A 4,142-nucleotide genomic window follows, 5' to 3' on the forward strand; every position below is an offset into this window, starting at 1 on the left:
CGGTCTCCACCCTCCGACCCGGTCCCCATCGTCCCGCCCGGCCTGCTCCGTCCGAGGGCCCCGTTCTCTCCCCTCCCTCAGTCGTACCCTGGCCTTCGTGTACGCGGAACGGACCTCCCGGCTGGCCGGTGCGGTGGTGTGGACCAAGGGGCCCGTCGGCGAGGGCGGTGCCGCGCGGGCCGTGTTGCCCGATGGCTGTATGGATCTGCTCTGGGACGGGGAGCGGCTGCTGGTCGCCGGGCCCGACACCGGGCCGTACCTTCCCGAGGGCCCGGCCCGTTGCTGGGCCGGGGTGCGGTTCCGTCCCGGTACCGCGCCCGCCCTGCTCGGTGTCCCGGCCCATGAACTCCTCAACCAGCGGGTGGAGTTGGCCGACCTCTGGCCCGCCGCCCGGGTCCGGGAGCTGTGCGACCGTACGGCGACGGCGGACGACCCGGCGCGGGCGCTGGAGGACATCGCGCTGGGCCGTGCCCTGGCGGCCGGGCCCCCCGATCCCTGGCCGCACCGGCTGGTACGACGCCTCGACCAGGGCGTCCCGGTCGCCGAGGCGGCGGCCGAACTCGGCCTCGGCGCCCGGACCCTGCACCGCCGCAGCCTCGGCGCCTTCGGCTACGGCCCCAAGACCCTGGCCCGCATCCTGCGCCTGCGCCGGGCCCTCGCACTGGCCCGCGCGGGCGTGCCGTACGCGCAGACGGCGATCCGCGCGGGCTACGCCGACCAGCCCCATCTCGCGCGCGAGGTACGCCGGTTGGCGGGCGCCCCGCTCGGGGAGCTACTCGGCGACCGGTAGCGGCGCGAACAGGTCGACGCCGTTGCCGTCGGGGTCGAGGACGGTGGCGTACCGCTGCCCCCATACGGCGTCCCAGGGCTTCAACTCCCCGTGGTACCCGGCGCCGACCATCTCCTCGTACACCGTGTCGACCTCCTCGGGCGTCCCGCACCGGAAGGCGAGCGAGACCCGGCCCCCGGCGGCCGGCGGGTGCCAGCCGGGGTGGAAGGCGCGGACGGTCTCCTCGCTGTCGAGGGCGAGGGTGAGCCCGCCGGGCAGTGCGGCCTCGGCGTGCGGCAGGGCCTCGGCGCCCTCAGGGAACACCAGGCCGAGGCGGCGGTAGAAGGCGAGCGAGGCGGCCATGTCGGAGGCCACCACGCCGATCAGGGCGAAGTGTGCGGTCATGCGGCCACCGTAGGCAGCGGCCGGCCGGCGGGTCTTGAAGGAAACGGACACCCGGCCCGGTCAGCCGAACGTGACCGGCCCCCGGGGCGTGTCCACGGTGAAGCGGAGCGCCACCGGCCCCTCCGCCAGATCGAGCCCGGTGCCCAGGGCCGCCAGCGGACCGCGCACCTCCTGCGGTCCCGGCACGGTCGCGGACACCGCGATCAGCGGGGTGACCGGCAGACCCGAGTCGGCGGGGTGGCGCGAGTCGCCCCAGTCGATCAGGAACGGCACCAGGCCCGAGGGATGCGCCGGTTCGCCGCCGGTCAGCCGCCACCGCAGCAGCTCCCCGTCCGGGGTGCGGCGGCTCATCGGGTGCGCGGGCCCCGGGTCGTAGCCCCGCGCGCGGGCCGCCGCGATCGTCCCGTCCAGGTCCGGCGGGCTGATCGCCCAGGTCAGCACGCGCGGTTCGGGCAGCCGGTCCACCTCGAAGGGCCGTTCACCGGCCGGCGCCGGCTGCTCCGGGTCCGGCCCGACGATCTCCAGATAGGCCCGGCCGCCGAGCCCCACCAGATGGTTCCGGGTGCCGTGGCCGAGATGCGCGCCGCCGGGCGCCGGGGTCACCCCGGTGCGCCGCGCGAACTCGGCGACCGACGCGGCCAGATCGGGGGTGGCGAGGACAAGGTGGTCCAGATGCGCAGGAATGGCGTTCACCCCGTGGGAGGCTACGGTCAACGGCCGCCCCGTTCAAGGCCGTCACGCGGGCACGGCCCTCATCGACCGCAACTCCCGGGCCAGTTGACGTAGTCCCGTGTCATAAGGGCACCGCATGCCCCCGCCCCTCCCGCGCCGCACGCGCATCGGCGCCCGTGCCACCCGCCGGGATCCGGACGTCCTCGCTCACCCGGACGGCGGAGTCGATTGAGCGGGTCGGCTCCGCAAGTGACGTTTCTGCGGTGAACGGATTGCGCCATTCCAGTGAGTAAAGGTGGCGTCATGGCAAGTCAATGTGAGTACCTAGAGATGCTCTTGGATTGGTAAAGGGCATTGAGGGGCGGTGGCCCTCGCCGCCGTGCCGTACCCACAGAAGGAGCCGGACCTTGACCCACGGTAAGAAGCTGCGCGACCGCATCGCCGGGCCCGGGACCACACCGCTGATCGGCGTCTACGACATGTATTCGGCGTCGATCGCGGCCAAGCACTACGACGGGATGTTCGTCTCGGGGTTCGGCTTCGCCGCCTCGTACTACGGCCTGCCGGACATCGGATTCATCGCCTGGCCCGACATGGTGGCCTTCGTCCAGCGGCTGCGGGGCGCCTTCCCGCACCACCACCTCCTCGTGGACATCGACGACGGGTACGTCGATCCCGAGGTCGCCTGCCATGTCGTCGAGCACCTGGAGCGCATCGGTGCCTCCGGGGTGATCCTGGAGGACCAGAAGCGGCCCCGCCGCTGCGGACACGCCGACGGCAAGCAGGTGCTGCCCCTGGAGGAGTACCTGGAGAAGCTGAACCAGGTCCTGGAGACCCGCACGGATCTGGTCGTCGTCGCCCGCACCGACGCGACCGACGAGCACGACATCCTGCACCGCGCCGAGCGGCTCGCCGCGACCGACGCGGACGTGGTGCTGGTCGACGGGGTGCGCAGCGTGGAGTGGATCAAGCGGATCCGGGAGGTCGTCGGCGGCAAGCCGCTGCTGTTCAACCAGATCGCGGGCGGCAAGTCGCCCCGCCTGTCCCTCGGCGAGCTCTCCGACCTCGGCGTGGACGTCGCCATCTACAGCACGCCCTGCCTCTTCGCCGCGCACGAGGCGATGGACTCGGCGCTCACCGGGCTGAAGGCCGCCGACGGCCGGCTGCCCGTGGTGGACCCGGCGAGCGGGGTCGGCGTACAGGCGTCCACCACCCTCCTGGAGCGCAACATCGCCCGCGAGCGGCTCGTCCCCGAGAGCGCGGGCGTGTGAGGGCCGCCCGTATCGGTACGGCGGCCGTGCTCACCGCGGCCTTCCTCGGCGCGGGCGCGGCCCCGGCGCTCGCCGACAACAGCCTGGTCACGCTGGTCGACAACTCCCACGCCGACTCCTGGCTGGAGGTCGACCGCACGGCCAATGTGCAGACCGGCAAGGGCGACGCGGGCAGCGACCACGACGGCAGCGCGGTGGACGCGATCGAGGCACTCTTCGGCAACCCTCCGGCGCCGGACGAGGACTGAGAGGCCCAGAGGCCGAGGCACTGACGGGCTGAGGAGGACGCGCGCTCACGCGGTCGGTACGTACGGCCGCGTGCTCGGGGCGGCGAGGGCCGGGTATCTCCCGCAAGGGGGCGCCCGGCCCTCGTCGGTACCGGCCAGGGGCGTACGCCCGGCCCCTTTCGGCACCCGTCCGGTACACCGAACGGCCCAGCCGGAGGTCTGTGCACCGGAATACACCGGCCCCTTGTGGTGCTCTACATATGAAAGGTGCATGACGGCGAAGGGCTGGTGGGCGATGACAGCAGACCCGATGGGCCCGGTGGTCCGCACGCCCCACGGCGCCGTACGCGGCCGCCATGAGCGCGGCGTCGCCGTGTTCCGGGGCATCCCGTACGCCGCCCCGCCCGTCGGCCCCCGCCGCTTCCGGCCTCCCGAGCCGCCCGAGCCCTGGGACGGGGTGCGGGACGCGGCCGAGTTCGGGCCGACCGCGCCGAAACCGCCGTACTCCGAGGCGTTCGCCCAGTACCTCTCCGACCCCTCGATCCCGGGCGACGACTGCCTCAACCTGAACGTCTGGACGCCCGACCCCGCCCCCGGCGCTAAGCTGCCCGTTCTGGTGTGGCTGCACGGCGGCGCCCTGACCAGGGGATCCTCGGCCGTACCGGTCTACGACGGCCGCACCTTCGCCCGTGACGGCGTCGTCTTCGTCTCGGTCAACTACCGGCTGGGCATCGAGGGCTACGGACTGTTCCCGGACGCACCGCCCAACCCCGGCCTGCGCGACCAGCTGGCCGCGCT

6 protein-coding genes are annotated in these 4,142 nt (G+C 73.6%); 4 read left to right on the top strand and 2 right to left on the bottom strand.

Annotated features, from left to right (window positions below; genetic code table 11):
• Positions 1 to 97: 97 nt before the first annotated feature.
• Positions 98 to 790 carry a helix-turn-helix domain-containing protein gene (locus tag CCN72_RS18915; protein WP_208638040.1) on the top strand — a complete coding sequence of 231 codons (693 nt, stop codon included), beginning with the start codon at positions 98 to 100 and terminating at the stop codon, positions 788 to 790.
• Here the strand turns inward: CCN72_RS18915 and CCN72_RS18920 are convergent.
• Complete coding sequence (locus CCN72_RS18920) at positions 773 to 1,174, bottom strand: VOC family protein (RefSeq protein WP_086808545.1); 402 nt, start codon at positions 1,172 to 1,174, stop codon at positions 773 to 775. The genes CCN72_RS18915 and CCN72_RS18920 overlap by 18 nt on opposite strands.
• A 60-nt stretch (positions 1,175 to 1,234) precedes the next feature.
• Entirely contained in the window at positions 1,235 to 1,867 is a 633-nt protein-coding gene (locus tag CCN72_RS18925) for a VOC family protein (protein WP_086808546.1), read from the bottom strand.
• Between the two features lie 386 nt (positions 1,868 to 2,253).
• Here CCN72_RS18925 and CCN72_RS18930 point away from each other — a divergent pair, with 386 nt between their 5' ends.
• From CCN72_RS18930 to CCN72_RS18940, 3 genes are all read left to right on the top strand, one after another.
• On the top strand, positions 2,254 to 3,117 hold the full coding sequence (locus CCN72_RS18930) for an isocitrate lyase/PEP mutase family protein (RefSeq protein WP_086808547.1): 864 nt from the start codon (positions 2,254 to 2,256) through the stop codon (positions 3,115 to 3,117).
• On the top strand, positions 3,114 to 3,365 hold the full coding sequence (locus CCN72_RS18935; protein WP_172427677.1) for a hypothetical protein: 252 nt from the start codon (positions 3,114 to 3,116) through the stop codon (positions 3,363 to 3,365). Before CCN72_RS18930 ends, CCN72_RS18935 begins: the two co-directional genes overlap by 4 nt.
• A 274-nt stretch (positions 3,366 to 3,639) precedes the next feature.
• On the top strand, positions 3,640 to 4,142 hold a 503-nt coding region (locus CCN72_RS18940), incomplete at its 3' end, for a carboxylesterase family protein (protein WP_208638041.1).

It is taken from the genome of Streptomyces murinus (genome assembly GCF_002154555.1).
Taxonomy (GTDB): domain Bacteria; phylum Actinomycetota; class Actinomycetes; order Streptomycetales; family Streptomycetaceae; genus Streptomyces; species Streptomyces murinus.

What these genes read in the sequence shown, in the direction of transcription:
- CCN72_RS18920 (WP_086808545.1), bottom strand. Translation starts at nt 1,174, where the DNA reads ATGACCGCACACTTCGCCCTGATCGGCGTGGTGGCCTCCGACATGGCC.